The organism is Aureimonas fodinaquatilis, assembly GCF_008369445.1.
GTDB classification, from domain to species: domain Bacteria; phylum Pseudomonadota; class Alphaproteobacteria; order Rhizobiales; family Rhizobiaceae; genus Aureimonas; species Aureimonas fodinaquatilis.
In genome coordinates, this window is sequence record NZ_VTWH01000002.1 from 267,012 (window position 1) to 282,715 (window position 15,704).

Sequence of the window (15,704 nt, forward strand, 5' to 3'; positions counted from 1 at the left end):
TTGCCTCCTCAGTTTTATATGCAGTCAAGGGATAAAGCGGCTGTTGGTTTGAAGATTATCTGCCCAACACCCAGGTGATGCTTTCCGGGAAGAAAACAAAAACAAAGACCCAGATCATCGTAATAAGGAAGAAGGGAATGACACCGATGAAGATATCTTTCAGCGAAACCTTTGGATAAACCTGGCGAAGAATATAGCAGTTCAGGCCCACCGGCGGAGTAACCAGGCCAACTTCTACAAGTATAGTTACGATAATGCCGAACCAGATAGGGTCATAGCCAAGCGCCATGACAATGGGAAACGTGACCGGCAGCGTCAGCAGCATCATGCCAATGCCATCCAGAATCATGCCCAGGATCAGATACAAAAGCACGAAAAACAGGATGATGAAGATCGCGGGCACATCTGTGTCCGAGGCAAGGCTGATGAAGGCATCAAGAACGCCAGTCAAAACCAGAAAACTGGAAAGCAGGGTCACGCTGACAAAAATGAGAAACACCATCGCGGTCAGGCGGATGCTGTCCGTTGTTGCCTCGAACAAGGTGCGAAGTGTCAGCCGGCGCGTGACCATGAGGTAAAGCAGAACAACGACGCTACCAACGCCAGCCGCCTCGCTGGGCGTGAACGCGCCCGAGTAGATGCCGCCCATCAACAAGGTGAAGATGACCACGATTGGCAAAAGACCAACCAGCGACTTGAATCGTTCTTCCCAACTGAAAGATGGACCGCGCGGAGCGCGCTCTGGCGAAATTTTGGCGACGACTACGATGTAAAGCGCGTAGGAAATTGTAAGCAGAATTGCCGGGAATATGCCCGCGATGAAAAGGTCGCCGATCGAAGAGTCGGTGGCAATGCCGTAGAGGATCATCAAGAGGCTGGGCGGGATCAGGATTGCCAGCGCACTTGAAGACGCAATAGCACCCGCACCAAGCCGCAGATCGTAGCGATACCTTTCCATTTCCGGCATGGTGATTGTGGCCATTGTAGCAACGGCGGCCCCGCTGACACCTGTTACCGCACCAAAGCCGGCACCACTGACCACTCCGGTGATGGCAATGCCGCCGGGCATGTGGCCTGTCCAGCGGTAAACACAATCATACAGATCCTGCCCGATACGGCTTTTGGAAATCAATTGCCCCATGAAAACAAACAGCGGAATACTGCCGAGCAGAAGGTCCATGCCCTTGCCGGCAAAGGCATGGTAGAGTTGACCTGCCGCACGCTCCAGATCGAAGAAAATGGCCTGTCCGAAAAAACCAACTGCAAAAATTGACAGTGCAATTGGTATGCCCAGCATGATCAGGACGACCACGAGCACAAGTCCCAGGCTACCCAGTATGATCGGGTCGATTGACGCTAGAAAATCCACGCGGAATTGCTCCTTCGTTACAGCGGCTCTTGAGGTGGCTTCAGGCGACGAGGGTCGGGGGAGGCGGCGGAATGTCCCGCCCGGTCAATTTCAGGTAGAAATCGTAGACAATGGCCAGGCAGAAACACGCTGCGCCGAAGACTACGATCGCTGCCAGCCAGGAAATCGGGATGTTCAACAGTGGTGTTGAGGCACCGTAGCCCGCGTAATGGAACATCGCCTTATAGGCCCCGTAAACCAGAGCACCACCCATGATGGCGGCTATGAACAGGCTGATATAGTCAACGATTTTGCGCAAGGTCGGCGAGAAATTGTCGTAAAGCATATCCATGCGAACATGCGAGCGCGACAGCCAGCTATCCGCCAGTCCGAGTGAGAATACCACCAGCAGACCGGCCGACAGCAGATCCTGCACACCGAAGATCGGAGCGCGAAAAACATAACGCAAAGTGGCTTCCAGGCTCATGACAATGGCCACTGCCAAAAGCGCGATGCAGCTTACATATCGTAAAAATTTGACAAGGCTGATCATGGGAATTCCACTTCCGCGAAGCACCTGCGCAAGCTGTTTCCAGTGCGGCTGCGGTGAACTCAATTTTGGGCGTGGGGAAAAATATCTGAAGCAGCATTGCTGCCTCAGATATTCTGGTGATCCAGCTTACTTTTGGAAATCGTAGCCGGAAATCAGGTTGGTTGTCGGATTTTCCAGAATGATCTGAAACAGCTCGTCATCATTCATCGCTTCCAGCCGGGAATATTCCGACCTGAACTGCGCGAGGAACTCTTCACCGGGCAGGTTTCTGGCGCTCATTGTATCCAGCCAGTTCTGCTCAACCGGTGCAAGCGCCTCATCCCAACGCTTCTGCTCTGTTTCATCAAGATCTATGAACTCGATACCACGCTCTCGCATGGTTTCATTGCCTTCGCGGGCAAGATCGTCATAGTAAATCTTGGTTTCCGCAAAATTCCACAATTGAAGCCAGTGGTAGAAAGTGGCCTTCAAATCGTCCGGCAAAGAGTTGAAGAATGTCGGGTTGATACAGAATTCGGTTGGGTTGGCCCAGAGGTTTGCCTCTGTGCGATACTTGGCAAGCTCGTTAAGCCGGAATGTAATTGTACCGGCATCATGCATGGGCGCTCCGTCCAGCACGCCGGTTTGCAATGAAATGTACAGTTCTGCCGGAGCTACAGCCACTGGCGCGCCGCCCAGGGCAGAAACGATCTGGGTTGGAATATTGCCGGTTGCCCAGATTTTATTGCCCTGCACATCATCTAGCGTGCGCATTGGCTTGCTGGAAGTGATCATCTGATTGGGTGGGGTATAGGCTATGCGGCCAAGATAGACGCCGCGCGCTTCATATGTGTCGCGCGCATATTCCGGGTAAACACTGTGTGCGGCCATGGAGCCGGGTGTGCTGCGTTTGATCAGATAGGGCATCTGGAAACCGAGCTGCAGATCAAATCCGCCGGGGCTCAGCATGATGTAGCAGGTGCCAAGATCGGCAACGCCACTGGAAACCGCCTCAAACCCACCCGCATTTCCGTCTGCCAGTGTGTTGTTCCAGAAAGGGCGCACAACCAGCTTGCCGCCGGTATCTTCCTTCAAACGCTCAAAGGCACGGAGCGAGATTTTTGCGACTGGAGTTTGAGCACCAAGGAACGAGTTGAACCGAATGGTGATCGGTCGCCCGTCATAAGTGATTTCAGGTGCCCACTCAGTTTCGCCATCAAGCCATTTTTCAACATTGGACTTTTCAGCCTGGTCTTGTGACAGAGCGGGACTGGAAATCAGGCAGCAGCAAGCCATTGCCGTTGCCAGCTTTTTCAAAATCATGATGTCCTCCACAGATATTTGCCGAACGCTCTGCTTCCTCCTCAAGTCGCAAAACGTTGGATGTCTCAGGTATTACGCAGTTTCAAACGCAAATCGGCTTCCCGTTTGTCGGGAAACTATGATGTTTCGCCAATTGCCGACCCACTTGCACAAATTGTGCCAGATATTACCATATCGAAAGACGTGGGTTACTTGGCTTAGTTGTATGCAGCATTCGATAAGGATTTACTTTTGTCAATAAACTTTCGAAAAAGAAATGTCGCAGTGAGTTTTGAAAACAGGTTAGGATCAGTGAATTCCGCTGCTGCCAAAGGGCGATGATGATGAGTAGCGCTATTAAAGAGCTGAAAGTTGCGGCACCTACCGTACAGAAAGTCCATGAGATCGGCGGAAGGCTGAAGGATTTGCGGGTGCGTGCAGACATCACGCTCGCCACGCTGGCCCGAAAATCCGGGATATCAGCGGCCACATTGTCGAAGATTGAAAACAACAAGGTTTCACCGACATTTGCCAATCTTGTGCGGCTGGCGTCGGCCCTTGAAATTCCCTTGACCGAACTGATCATGCTGCAGCCGGAAGCCGTTGCAGCGCCTCCACCAGCGCGTATTTCCGTAACCCGCGGCGCCGATATCAATTTTTTGCGCACGCCAAATTACGAGTTGGGAGCTCTGTGCACCGAAATCATCAACAAGCGAATTAACCCGCTGTACAACCGCATACTTTCATTCGCTTCGGACCCGAATGATTCACTGGTTGGCCATCCTGGCGAGGAAATGGTTTTTGTGGTGAAAGGCAGTCTGGAACTGCGAACCGAATACTACCAGCCGATCACGCTGGAGGTCGGTGACTGTGCCTATTATGACAGCGCCATGCCGCACAGTTTCACTTCGCTGTCTCCAGAGCCGGCCGAGGCTCTCGTGATCTGGATTCCGCCCAGTGACTTGTCGCTGGATGCGGCGCGGAACTATGTACAGGAGATTTTTTCCGATAGCGCCAAAGGCAAAGGTCGGTAGATCTGTTGATTCGTATGCGCTGGACCATAGAGAAATCAGCGTGGGCGGTCTGCGTTAAATGGACTGATTGACACCGGCTGGATGATATTGAAGGATCACTACCCATGGTGGAGGGTCCATGAGTCAGCAGTTCCCGCACGACAGGCAACAAAGCATGGCGCGGCTGATTGCCGAGCGGGGAAGCTTAACCATTGAGGACCTTGTTCGCCATTTTGAAAGTTCTGCGCCCACGATCCGCCGGGATCTGACATTGCTGGAACGGGCAGGACTGGCCTCCAGAACACATGGTGGCGTGATTTCGCCCGGGATACGGGTTGGAAAAGCTGATGCGCCGTTTCTGGACAAGCTTCGGCGCCATCACGGTGCAAAGCGCCGAATAGGCAGAGCGGCTGCCGCGCATGTGGAAAACCGCCAGACGATTTTCATAGATTCGGGCACCACGGCTTTGGCTCTGGCGCAAAGGCTTGCCGGACGCAGCGTAACAATTGTCACCGTGGATTTAAAGGTCGCAGAAGCGGCTTCCGTCGGAAACACCCAGGTGCATATTGTTGGCGGGCTTATTCGAAATGGCATATACAGTATTGCGGGCGATGCGGCGTTGAAGGCCGTTTCAGAACTGAAGTTTGACACGTTCTTCATGACGGCCGATGCGCTTGACCTTGCCGGAGTTTCCAATTCTTCGCGCGAGGCGGTGGCCATTGCGCAGTTGGGTATGAAGCGCGCCAGAAGGACAATCCTGATATCCGATCATTCCAAACTGGGGCAGCGCAGTCTGGTGAAACTATGCCCACTATCCGCGCTGGATCTCTTGATCACCGATAGAGTGGCAGCACCGGTTATCGAGCCCTATCGACAAACGATCCAACGGGTTGAAATGTGCTGATTTCAAGCCCGTCTGCGGGCCATGATCCAGATAAGATATGGCCCCCCGATCAGCGAGGCGAAAAGCCCAAGCGGTAATTGATACGGAAATATCAGCGTGCGTGCCAACCAATCGGCCAAAACTAGCATGATCGCGCCCAGAAATGCGGCTGCAACAACATGTTGCAGCGGACGGACAAAGCCGAGTTGACGTGCCAGATGCGGGCCCAACAACCCCGCAAATGACAACGGACCAACCAGCAGAGTTGCACAGGCCGCCAGCAGCGCGGCCAGAACCACCAGAAGATTTGAAGCCGAATTGTAGGAAATTCCCAAGGAAATGGCGCTGGATTTGCCCATTGGCAGAAGAGCCAGCCACCTGCCGAGAAACATCAGCGGTGCCAGCAGCACCGCAGCAGCCAATAATGACATCCACGCCTGACCTGGCTCCGCACCCTCCAACGAACCGCTTAGCCACGCAAGCATCTGCAAGGCCGCCATGCCGCCCTGCGCGGTTACGGCGGTCATTGCGGCACCGGAAAAACTGCCCAGCGCAATGCCTGCCAGCAACAGGCGTTCCGGCCCCGCAGGATTGCGCATGGCAAGCAGCAGAATGGCAGCCAGCGCTACCAGAGATCCGGCAAGGCAGGCAACGAAGCTGAGCATTCCCCCTGGCGCCGGAACCAGGATGAGCAAAAGCGCGAGCCCAAGCCCCGCACCCGAACTGATGCCCAACACCTCAGGGCTGGCCATCGGGTTGCCGGTCAGACGTTGCAATATAGTTCCGGCGGCGGCCAACATACTGCCAGCCGCAATGGCAATGGCAATTCGCGGCGCACGCCAGACCAACAGTTCCTGAAAACTGTTTCCCGTTGCCAGTTGCCAGCCATCTACGCCGCGTCCAAGACACAGCGAAAGCACGATACACAAGACCAGAACCGCCAACAGGACAAGCATCGCCAGCTTGGGGTTCTTCAACCTGTGGTTATGATACGGCATATCCAGTCGCGACATGCTGTTGCGCAAACGCGGCAAGAGCCACAACAGCACCGGCCCTCCTAGCAGAGCCGTAACGGCGCCTGTGGGCAAAGCCTCCTGCGCTGCAGGTGTTGCGGCCTGCGCCAATCCATCGGCCAGCAACAGCAATGCCGCACCAATGGCCGGGGCTGCAAGAAACTGGGCTTTTGCGGTTCGGGCGCCAGATGCACGAGCGATGGCCGGAGCGGCCAGGCCGACAAAGCCAATGATGCCAACATATGCGGTAACGGAGCTTGCAAGCAATGTTGCCAATCCCAGTCCGCAAAATCGCAAAAGGCCCACCCGCACACCAAGATTTCGGGCGCTGTCTTCTGCCAGTGTCAGGACGGTCATTGGACGCAGCAGGAGGGCCACCGCAGCCAGGCAAACAAGCAGACGCCATGCCAATCCCAGAACAGGCTGCCAGCTATCCTGTGCCAGCGAACCACCGCCCCAGATGAAAATTGACATGACATACTCGCCACGTCCCAGAATGAGCGTTGCGCTGAGCGATGTGGCCATCAGCGATATGATCAGCCCGGTGATGATGGTGCCGACCGGCTCAAACTGCCTGCGCCAGTTCAACAGGAGCACAAGGCCAAGTCCGATAATGCCGCCAGCGAATGCGACTGTCTGGAAACTTCCTGCTAACAAAACCGGGAAATAAAGAGTTGCCGCAACCAGAGCCAGTTGCGCTCCGGCAGCCACGCCCAGGGTTGAGGAATCAGCAATGGGATTGCGCAAAACGGTTTGCAACACGAAACCTGCAAGGCCCAGAGCAGCCCCGGCCACAAGCGCCATGGCCGAGCGTGGCAGCAGTGAATGGTAAAGCAGAAGAGCCGAAAATTCATTTCGCCGAGCCAGATCAACAGCTGGCAGAAACTGCAGAAGAAACAATAGAATGCACAGTCCAGCGACCGCCAGCCAGATAAAAAGCCTGCGGTTCATAGCAGCGTGTTTTCAGCCAGCAGTGCATTGGCAAACAGCCCGGCAAACCGGCGAATGGCCGGCAGCGAGCCAAAGGCATTGGCTGCGTCCAGTTGAAAAACGCGCCGGGCTTTAACGGCTGGAAGGGCATTCCACAATACGCTTTGGCTTAGAGCCTGTTGTATATTGGGGGTTACCGGACCAACCACCACGATCATCGCGTCAGGCCTTTCGGCCATGGCCTCGATACCAATTGGCGAAAAGGCCGGATAGGCTGTGTCTACGCCAAAAGCATTTTCAAAGCCAAGCAGCTCCATTGCATTGCCAAAAAGTGAATCTTCCCGATAGGCACGGACGGCACGAGCATTGGCCATATCCACCAGGAAAACGGGACGGGATGCGGCCGCGCTCAATTTGTGCCGCAGAACGGCAAGCTCGCTTTGGGTGCGGGTAACGTAGTCCTGTGCCAGCTCGTTGCGGCCAAGTTCGGCACCCATAGCCAGAATGGCGGCTTCCATTTTTGGCAACGGCCGAACGTTGCTTTCAAACAGGCTGAATGTGCGTGTGGGCGCTATGCGCGACAGCAGGCCCTGTGACTGGCTGTTGAACGGCGAAAGGTAAATCAGGTCCGGGGATAGGGAATAGAGAAGCTCCATATTGATGCTTCTTCGCAAACCCAGATCAGCCACGGTATCTGGCACCACTGGCTCAACAGCCAGTTGGCGGAACATGGTCAGTTCCGCTGCCGCAACGGGAACGACGTTCAAAACCAGCAGATTTTCGAGAAGCGCCCAGTCGAGCGCTGCCACTCTGGGCGTTGCAGCTTTTGCAAAAGCGGGTATGGCGAACGCGGTACCCCCCAGACCAGCCAGAAACGTGCGACGATCCAGCCTTGAACTGACTGCCAGGTTCTTCGATAAAAACTGATCGGCAAGCCGGCTATTCACTGAGTTGAATCCATTCACGCATCTGTTGAGCATCCGTGCATAACGGATACCAAGATGCTTTGAAAACGGCTACTGATAGACAAAAGATGATCGGTCATCGGAGACAGGAAGCATGCCGGACACAAAAGTTGCAATCATCACAGCGGGTGGCAGCGGCATGGGGGCGGGCGCCGCGCGCCGCCTGGCGGCAGATGGCTTTCAAATCGCAGTTCTGTCTTCTTCGGGCAAGGGTGAGGCCTTGGCCGATGAACTTGGCGGCGTGGGTATTACTGGCTCCAACCAGTCCGTTGAAGACCTGCGAAAACTGGTGGATGCCGCCATGGAGCGCTGGGGCAGGGTGGATGTTCTGGTGAACAGTGCAGGGCATGGCCCCCGCGCGCCGGTTCTGGATCTGACAGATGAAGATTGGCACCGGGGTATGGATGTTTATTTCCTGAATGTTGTGCGGCCAACAAGGCTTGTAACACCGATCATGCAAAGCCAGGGCGGCGGCGCGATCATCAATATTTCAACCTATGCCGCCTTTGAACCCAGCCCGACATTTCCGACATCCGGCGTTTTCCGTGCAGGGCTGGCGGCCTTCGCCAAATTATATGCCGACAAATATGCGGCGGAAAACATTCGAATGAACAACGTGCTGCCGGGCTTTATCGACAGCTTGCCGGAAACGGACGAACGGCGGGAAAGCATTCCGATGGGACGCTATGGTACAGTTGAGGAAATTGCCGGAACCATTGCGTTTCTGGCATCGCCGGCTGGAGGCTACATAACCGGGCAGAATATCCGCGTGGATGGTGGTATCACCCGATCGGTGTAGGGATTTTGCCGCATTGTCGTGCCGTTGAAGCGATGCCGCCTCTACGGGAAATGCTTTTTGTGAAGCTGCAGAAAACCGATATTGGGGGTTGATGTGCGGTTCTGTTTTGCTCAGTTGTTCCCGGCAGTTCTGCTGCTGGCAAGTTGCGCTGGCAACCCCCAGGGGGTTTTGCTGCCGTTGACCGGTGGTGTCGTCGTTGAAGGTGCTTCAACGGTGGATATGCTGGTGGCGACAACGCGTGAGGCAATGGAAGATCCGTCCTTTCTGTATTCGGGCGAGAGGGGCCCGGATCTGAGCCTGATCGACATGCAGATTTCAATTCCACCGGCATCTGCGCGCAAGGTTGGCGAAGTGCAGTGGCCCAAGCGACTGCCACCAAACCCCGCCAAGGAATTTGCCACCCTGCAGGCGGAACCGCTGAATGTGAGCGAAAGCCGGGTCTGGTTGAAGGAACATCTGGGGCCTTCTCGCCATGTTTTGGTGTTTGTGCACGGATTCAACAACAGGTTTGAAGACTCTGTTTTCCGCTTTGCCCAGATTGTGCATGATTCCGGAGCGCAGGTTGCCCCCATTCTTTTCACCTGGCCATCTCGTGCCAGCGTGTTTGATTACAACTACGACAAGGAAAGCACCAATTACTCGCGAGATGCGCTTGAGGAGCTGCTGAAAGCAGTGGCCAACAGCAAGGATGTCAGCGAAGTCACCGTGATGGCGCATTCGATGGGCACCTGGCTGGCCGTGGAGTCCTTGCGGCAGATGACAATCCGTGATGGCCGCATTGCACCCAAAATCAAGAACGTAATTCTGGCCTCGCCGGATATCGACATTGATGTGTTTCGCAAGCAATGGCAGCAGTTTGGTGACCAGAAGCCGAAATTCACCGTGTTCGTTTCAGCCGACGATAAGGCGCTTGCCATAAGCCGCCTGATTTCCGGCAATCGCGGACGGTTGGGTGCGGTCAATCCAGCAGAAGAACCATACAAGACAGAGTTTGAGCGCGCTGGCATAGATGTTGTGGATCTGACAAAAATTGACGGAGCGGACTATCTGAACCACTCGAAATTCGCGCAAAGTCCGCAGGTGGTACAATTGCTTGGTCAAAGATTGATCAATGGCCAGACCATGACTGACTCCAGGCTTGGAGTTGGTGAATCCATCGGCGCGGTTGCGGTTGGCGCAACACAGATTGTCGGGCACACAGCATCTGCTGCAATCAGTATTCCTATCGCAGTGGTGGATCCTGAAACACGCCGCAATCTGCCGGGCCAGTTTGAGGCAGCCACCAGCGCCACCAGTGCAACATTGGGTGCAGCGCTCCCGGACTGATGGATGGCCCCTTTATGAGTTAACGGTCTGGTTCTGCAGGGGAGGAGCCGTGGCTCAACAACTCGTCCAGCATATCAAAGGCAATAGCGACGCTCATCAGCCGGATACGGTGACGGCCAATATCGCCAAAACGCTCTTCCCTATGCAGCACCGTTTCGCCAAGGGCCGCACCAAAATGCACCAGCCCCACAGGCTTTTCGGCCGAGCCGCCGCCCGGGCCTGCAATGCCGGTTACAGACAAAGCGATTTCGGCGTGCGACGCCTTGAGAGCACCGATGGCCATGGCCCTGGCAACCTGACTGGAAACCGCGCCATAAGTTTCCAGGAGATTCGAAGCAACGCCCAGCATTTCGTGCTTGGCCGCGTTGGAATAGGTGACATATCCGCGTTCAAGAACGGCCGAGGATCCGGGAACTTCTGTCAGATAGCCTGCTATAAGACCGCCGGTGCAGGATTCCGCCGTCGCAACCTTCATATGAAGGCCCGCAGCCAGTTTTATCAGCCTTGCAGCCTCTGCCAGAAGTTCTTCATCAGCCATTCTCAAGCCTCTCCATAAATCACGCTTGCCGTTGCAATGGCAGCAATTCCTTCCCTGCGCCCTACAAAGCCGATTGTTTCATTGGTCGTGGCTTTGACAGAAACGCGCTCAAGCTCCAGGCCGGTCATTCTGGCGATTGCCTGGCGCATCTCAAGCCGGTGGCCGGCAATTTTTGGCGCTTCACAAATCAGGCTGATGTCAGCATTGGCAATCCGCCCGCCCTTTTCTGTGACCAGCCGAACTGCATGCTCAACGAAAATGTGTGACGCGGCACCCTTCCATTGAGGGTCCGTTGGCGGAAAATGGTCGCCAATATCACCCGCGCCACAGGTTGCCAGCAAGGCATCTGTCAGCGCATGCAGGCCGACATCCGCATCCGAATGGCCGGACAAGGCCATGTCATGAGCAATTTTAACACCGCAAAGTGTCACATGGTCGCCGGGAACCAGCTTGTGCACGTCGTAGCCATTACCGGTTCGAACATCGATCATGGAATTTTGCCTCGCTATCGCCTTGTCTTGCAGATCAAGCTGCGCCTCTGCCACCAGTAGATCATTGGCATAGGTGATTTTGATGTTTTCTGGTGTGCCTGCCACAAGATGCACCGGCAGGCCCGCCCACTCGGCGATGGATGCATCATCGGTGAATTCCTGTTCACAAACCGCTGCCTGACGATGCGCCGACAATATTGGCTGGTATGGAAAGCCCTGCGGAGTTTGTGCCGCGTAAAGCCCGGCGCGTGGCACTGTAACCTGCACCAGCCCGGCGCCATTGCCGCGCTTGAGAGTGTCCGCAATTGGCAATGCGGGAATCGCACCCGCCAACTCGCTGACAGCTTCTGCCACCTTATTCACCACGCCATGGGCAAAAGGCCGCGCTGCATCATGAATCAGCACAGTTTCAGGCGCAAAATCCACAAGCGCTTCCAACCCTCGCAATACGGATTCCTGCCTCGTTCTGCCGCCGATCACCAGATGCGGCTGGATGCCCGCCAAGGCGCAGGCATGTTGGCATAAGGCCTGATCATCCGGGTGGATGACCACGACGATATGATCCACCGAACCATTGGTAAAATTGCGCAAAGTGTGGGTCAGCACCGGCTCACCACCGATATTGCGGTATTGTTTAGGGCCGTGCGCCGCACCAGCCCTTTCACCTCGACCCGCCGCAACAATGATCGCCGCACTCTTCATAACCGCCACAAAAAGCCCCTCGCAAACTCCCGGCTATGGCTGGACCACAATCGGCTGGAAGGTGCAAGCTTTCAACAAAAATGTCGCTCCTGCACAATTGGGTTGCACCGCACTAAAAACTAAGTAAGCCTATATGAATTGCTTGCTATTTGAGCATGTCTATATAAAGATCACTCATGGTTTCAATTCAGCACAAAATTGCGGCAGGCAACGCCTGCACGCCAGCGGCATCGGGCTGGGCAAGCACACCCTTGCTGTCGGGTCCGCTTCTGTTGAGAAACCGTGTTTTCTGCGCGCCTCTGTCCGGGATAACCGATGTGCCGTTCCGCAGGCTGCTTCGTTCACTGGGTGCAGATCTGGTGTTTTCCGAAATGGTTGCCAGCGGCGAACTGGTGCGTGGCTCTCGGGAAAGCATGCGCCGGGCCATGGCAGACGGGCAGGGTATACGTGCCGTGCAACTGGCTGGCCGTGAGGCTGGGACAATGCGTGCGGCCGCGGAAATTCTGGCCGCAGAGGGCGTGGATCTGATTGATATCAATTTCGGTTGCCCGGCGAAAAAGGTTGTCGGAGGCTATTCCGGATCTGCGCTGATGCGTGAGCCTGAACTGGCGCAGCAGTTGATAGAGGCCACTGTGCAGGGCGCTGGGCCTGTTCCGGTAACACTAAAAATGCGACTGGGCTGGGACAGGCAGAACATGAACGCGCCGGAGCTTGCGGCTGGCGCTGAAAAAGCAGGCATCAGGCTCGTAACAGTGCACGGGCGCACCCGTGATCAGTTCTATAACGGCAACGCGGATTGGGCAGCCGTGCGCCCGGTTAAGAATGCCGTGTCCATTCCGGTGATCGTCAATGGTGACATTTCTGGTGAAAAAAGCGCTTTGAATGCGCTGGCGGCCAGTGGCGCTGATGGCGTGATGCTGGGGCGGGCTCTGTGTGGGCAGCCGTGGCGCGCCGGACTGCTGAGCGGACGGCTTGGTGTTGCCGAACTGGCATCAATTGATTTTGGCGACATGGTGCGCGGGCATCTGCAAGGCATGCTTGGCCATTACGGTCAGATGCCGGGACTTCGTTCCGCCCGCAAGCATCTTGGCTGGTATTTCGATAGTTTTGACGGGTTGGCCACTGGCGATCTGGCGGCAGAGCGACAGGCAATCCTGCGGTCTGACTGTCATGAAACAGTGCTGCGGCGACTTGGCCACCTGTTCAACGGAGTTTCACTTGCCGAGGTGGAGGCGGCAACCCAGTCCCAATGGCAGAAGGCAGCTTGAGAGCAGTGGCAAATTCGACCAGCCAGACAAATGACCCTTTTCAGATTCTGAATGCCTTGCCGCATCCGGTGATCGTGATAGCGCCTGATGGCAATTTCAGCTTCGCCAATTCCGACGCGGAAATATTCTTTTCAGCAGGCGCAAGCTATCTTTCGCGCCGGCGGCTGAAAGAGTTTGTACCCGCCGACAGCCCGCTTTTTTCGCTGATTGACCAGGTGCGAAATACCGGCTCGCGCATCAGCGAATATCGGGTGGAGCTGTCTTCGCCGCGTCTTGGCGGAGAACGGCTGGTTGATCTTTATGTTTCAGCCTTGCCGGAGGAGCGCGATCATGTGGTCGTCATGATCCTCCCGCGGTCAATTGCCGACAAAATGGATCGGCAATTGACGCACCGCTCTGCCGCCCGCTCGGTCACCGGGCTGGCTTCCATGCTGGCGCATGAAATTCGCAATCCTTTGTCGGGCATCAGCGGAGCCGCACAATTGCTCGAAAGCTCCGCCTCGGATGAAGACCGCATTCTCACACGGCTGATTCAGGAAGAGAGCGAGAGAATTGGCAAGCTGGTCGATCGCATGGAAGTGTTCTCCGATCAGCGGCCTATCGAGAGATCCGCGGTCAATATTCACTCGGTTCTGGAACACGTCAAAACGCTTGGTCGCAGCGGATTTGCCCGCAACATCAAGATCAGCGAGATTTATGATCCGTCGCTTCCGTCGGTTCTGGCCAACAGAGACCAGTTGATTCAAGTGTTTCTGAACCTGGTCAAGAATGCCAGTGAAGCCGTTGCGCATATGCCGGATGGTGAAATTCGGCTGGTTACGGCATTTCGCCCCGGCATTCGCCTTTCCGTACCCGGAAGCCGCAACCGGGTAACCCTGCCGCTGGAGTTTTCTGTGGAAGACAATGGCCCGGGCGTGCCGGATGATATCAAGGAAAACATCTTTGATCCGTTCATCACCACCAAGCCAAGCGGCACCGGTCTGGGACTGGCATTGGTTGCCAAAATTGTTGGTGATCATGGCGGCGTCATCGAATGTGACTCCCAGCCCGGCCACACGGTTTTTCGAATTTTAATGCCCGCCTGGAGTGAAAGCATGAACGATTCAAGCAGTGTCATCGGGGGGGCGTTTTAATGGCCGCGGCTCAGATTCTTGTTGCGGACGATGATGCCGCAATCCGCACCGTTCTTTCCCAGGCGCTGCTGCGCGCCGGTTTCGAGGTTCGGGTTACATCCAACATCGCCACGCTGTGGCGCTGGGTTGCAGGCGGCGAGGGCGATCTTGTCATTACCGACGTGTTGATGCCGGACGGCGATATTTTTGATGTCTTGCCGCGCATGCGCAACACGCGCCCGGACCTGCCGGTTGTGGTCATGAGTGCGCAGAACACGTTCATGACAGCGATCAAAGCCTCGGAGCGCGGGGCCTATGACTACGTGCCGAAGCCTTTTGACCTTGGCGAACTTGTGGCCATTGTCCGCCGGGCGCTGGCCGAGCCGAAATCACGGCTGCGGGCAGATGCAACCGACAGCCAGAGCGAGGCGATGCCGCTGGTTGGTCGTTCACCAGCAATGCAGGATATTTACCGCGCGCTGGCGCGAATGATGCAAACCGACCTCACAGTGCTGATCACCGGGGAATCGGGCACCGGCAAAGAGCTGGTGGCGCGCGCATTGCATGATTATGGCAGGCGGAGCAAAGGCCCTTTTGTTGCAATCAATATGGCCGCGATACCGCGTGATCTGATTGAATCGGAACTTTTCGGGCATGAAAAGGGCGCCTTTACCGGTGCGCAGGCGCGGGCTAGCGGGCGTTTCGAACAGGCAGAAGGCGGCACACTGTTTCTGGATGAAATTGGCGATATGCCAATGGAAGCGCAAACCCGGCTGCTGCGTGTTCTTCAGCAGGGCGAATACACCGTTGTTGGCGGGCGCACGCCCATTACCGCGGATGTGCGCATTGTTGCCGCTACCAACAAGGATCTGCGCCAGCTCATACAGCGCGGCCAGTTCCGCGAGGACCTGTTCTATCGGTTGAATGTTGTGCCGCTGCGTTTGCCGCCATTGCGCGAGCGCATCGAGGATCTGGCAGATCTGACACGGCACTTCTTCGCGCAGGTGCAGAACGAAGGGCTGCCCCGCAAAACGTTGGGCAAGGGCGCGCTGGACGTTATGCGCCGACACAGTTGGCCCGGGAATGTGCGCGAGTTGGAAAATCTTGTGCGGCGATTGTCTGCGCTTTATCCTCAGGATGAAATCACTGCAGATCTGGTCGAGCACGAAATTTCCAGCGATTTTGTGAGAAACACCGCTGATGAACCGGAAAATGGCAAGGCGGTGGACCTGTCAGCTTCGGTTGAGCGCTATCTGGCAGATTACTTTAATTCTTTTGGCGACGATTTGCCGCCCCCCGGTCTTCACGGGCGGATTCTGCGTGAAATCGAGTATCCGCTGATTGCTGCAGCACTGGCTGCAACACGAGGAAATCAGGTAAAAGCAGCAGACCTGTTAGGCGTCAATCGCAACACGCTGCGCAAAAAAATTCGTGACCTTGATGTAATGGTTGTGCGCTCGATCCGGTAGAAATTTCTCACAA

At 55.7% G+C, this 15,704-nt stretch carries 14 protein-coding genes; 7 read left to right on the plus strand and 7 right to left on the minus strand.

Annotated elements, in window-relative coordinates:
• Nucleotides 1-55 precede the first annotated feature (55 nt).
• The 3 genes from FPY71_RS07370 to dctP form a co-directional block, all read right to left on the minus strand.
• Nucleotides 56-1,369, minus strand: a complete 1,314-nt coding sequence (locus FPY71_RS07370) for a TRAP transporter large permease (RefSeq protein WP_149299215.1) — start codon at nt 1,367-1,369, stop codon at nt 56-58.
• 40 nt (nt 1,370-1,409) lie between these two features.
• Nucleotides 1,410-1,901 (minus strand): TRAP transporter small permease, encoded by a 492-nt coding sequence (locus FPY71_RS07375; RefSeq protein WP_149299217.1) that lies wholly within the window; start codon nt 1,899-1,901, stop codon nt 1,410-1,412.
• Between the two features lie 126 nt (nt 1,902-2,027).
• A complete protein-coding gene (dctP, locus tag FPY71_RS07380; RefSeq protein WP_149299219.1) occupies nt 2,028-3,203 on the minus strand; it encodes a TRAP transporter substrate-binding protein DctP in 1,176 nt (391 codons plus the stop codon).
• Nucleotides 3,204-3,526: 323 nt separating this feature from the next.
• Between dctP and FPY71_RS07385 the strand changes: the two genes are divergently transcribed.
• The gene (locus FPY71_RS07385; protein WP_188052258.1) at nt 3,527-4,216 is read left to right on the plus strand and encodes a helix-turn-helix domain-containing protein; all 690 of its coding nucleotides are present in this window, start codon (nt 3,527-3,529) and stop codon (nt 4,214-4,216) included.
• A 118-nt stretch (nt 4,217-4,334) separates the two neighbouring features.
• Nucleotides 4,335-5,099, plus strand: coding sequence for a DeoR/GlpR family DNA-binding transcription regulator (locus FPY71_RS07390; RefSeq protein WP_149299222.1), 765 nt, complete (start codon nt 4,335-4,337; stop codon nt 5,097-5,099).
• A gap of 2 nt (nt 5,100-5,101) precedes the next feature.
• On the opposite strand, the gene fhuB is transcribed toward FPY71_RS07390, so the two are convergent.
• The gene (gene fhuB, locus FPY71_RS07395; protein WP_149299224.1) at nt 5,102-7,042 is read right to left on the minus strand and encodes a Fe(3+)-hydroxamate ABC transporter permease FhuB; all 1,941 of its coding nucleotides are present in this window, start codon (nt 7,040-7,042) and stop codon (nt 5,102-5,104) included.
• A complete protein-coding gene (locus FPY71_RS07400; protein WP_188052259.1) occupies nt 7,039-7,968 on the minus strand; it encodes an ABC transporter substrate-binding protein in 930 nt (309 codons plus the stop codon). The genes fhuB and FPY71_RS07400 overlap by 4 nt, the downstream gene beginning before the upstream one ends.
• A 112-nt stretch (nt 7,969-8,080) precedes the next feature.
• Between FPY71_RS07400 and FPY71_RS07405 the strand changes: the two genes are divergently transcribed.
• Complete coding sequence (locus tag FPY71_RS07405; protein WP_149299228.1) at nt 8,081-8,785, plus strand: SDR family oxidoreductase; 705 nt, start codon at nt 8,081-8,083, stop codon at nt 8,783-8,785.
• Nucleotides 8,786-8,878: 93 nt separating this feature from the next.
• Nucleotides 8,879-10,111: an alpha/beta hydrolase gene (locus tag FPY71_RS07410; RefSeq protein WP_149299229.1), complete on the plus strand. Its 1,233-nt coding sequence runs from the start codon at nt 8,879-8,881 to the stop codon at nt 10,109-10,111.
• 19 nt (nt 10,112-10,130) lie between these two features.
• Here FPY71_RS07410 and FPY71_RS07415 read toward each other — a convergent pair whose 3' ends face one another.
• Both FPY71_RS07415 and FPY71_RS07420 read right to left on the minus strand, forming a co-directional pair.
• Complete coding sequence (locus tag FPY71_RS07415; RefSeq protein ID WP_149299231.1) at nt 10,131-10,649, minus strand: CinA family protein; 519 nt, start codon at nt 10,647-10,649, stop codon at nt 10,131-10,133.
• A gap of 2 nt (nt 10,650-10,651) precedes the next feature.
• Complete coding sequence (locus tag FPY71_RS07420) at nt 10,652-11,842, minus strand: bifunctional 2-C-methyl-D-erythritol 4-phosphate cytidylyltransferase/2-C-methyl-D-erythritol 2,4-cyclodiphosphate synthase (protein WP_149300525.1); 1,191 nt, start codon at nt 11,840-11,842, stop codon at nt 10,652-10,654.
• A 176-nt stretch (nt 11,843-12,018) separates the two neighbouring features.
• On the opposite strand from FPY71_RS07420, the gene FPY71_RS07425 reads away from it, so the two are divergent.
• From FPY71_RS07425 to ntrC, 3 genes are read left to right on the plus strand one after another with little or no spacing between them, the layout of a single operon-like run.
• Nucleotides 12,019-13,110: a tRNA dihydrouridine synthase gene (locus tag FPY71_RS07425; protein WP_149299233.1), complete on the plus strand. Its 1,092-nt coding sequence runs from the start codon at nt 12,019-12,021 to the stop codon at nt 13,108-13,110.
• Nucleotides 13,092-14,243 (plus strand): two-component system sensor histidine kinase NtrB, encoded by a 1,152-nt coding sequence (locus FPY71_RS07430; RefSeq protein ID WP_149299234.1) that lies wholly within the window; start codon nt 13,092-13,094, stop codon nt 14,241-14,243. Before FPY71_RS07425 ends, FPY71_RS07430 begins: the two co-directional genes overlap by 19 nt.
• A complete protein-coding gene (gene ntrC / locus FPY71_RS07435; RefSeq protein ID WP_149299236.1) occupies nt 14,243-15,691 on the plus strand; it encodes a nitrogen regulation protein NR(I) in 1,449 nt (482 codons plus the stop codon). Before FPY71_RS07430 ends, ntrC begins: the two co-directional genes overlap by 1 nt.
• Nucleotides 15,692-15,704 lie beyond the last annotated feature (13 nt).